The following is a 504-nucleotide window of genomic DNA, read 5'->3' on the forward strand; positions in this document are numbered from 1 at the left end:
CCCAGTACCCTAGATTGTAAATTAGCCCCGAAGTAAATTATAGGTTTTACAGGTAAATACCTCCGGTATTCACCGCCAATATCTACGGAGATAGCGTTATTACCTTCAGGCATATTGATAGCACTACCTCCCAAGCTAACTTCATATGAGTTCAACCCATTTCTAATCCCCAAATATCCATAGCCCCCATACCCATCATTACCACTAACGTCATACTCATTACCAAGTGGACCTTTAATCAAATACTCTGGTTCATTAATGATATCAACCCCAATACCATAAAAACCTCCGTTATTTAGAGGTATTTCTTTGAACTTAAATCCAAAACCCGCTTGAGAGCAGCATGAGTAACACAGGGTGCAAAAAGCAACCAATAGCCTATAATTCATGTAATAACATCCCCGAACAGAACCCAATACTGACATAAATATTGACGTTAAATAAACGAACAGCGTGAATAAAAATGACGCTTAACCTATCAAAGTAGGTGTTCATTATTCCTAT

General features: G+C 38.1%; 1 protein-coding gene. It reads right to left on the reverse strand.

Translation table 11 applies throughout. The annotated features are described in order from the left end of the window. Positions 1 to 389: hypothetical protein (locus AB4484_RS25335; RefSeq protein WP_372080905.1), on the reverse strand; the 389-nt coding region annotated here is incomplete at its 3' end. Positions 390 to 504 lie beyond the last annotated feature (115 nt).

The organism is Vibrio sp. 10N.261.46.A3, assembly GCF_041472995.1.
Lineage (GTDB): Bacteria > Pseudomonadota > Gammaproteobacteria > Enterobacterales > Vibrionaceae > Vibrio > Vibrio coralliirubri.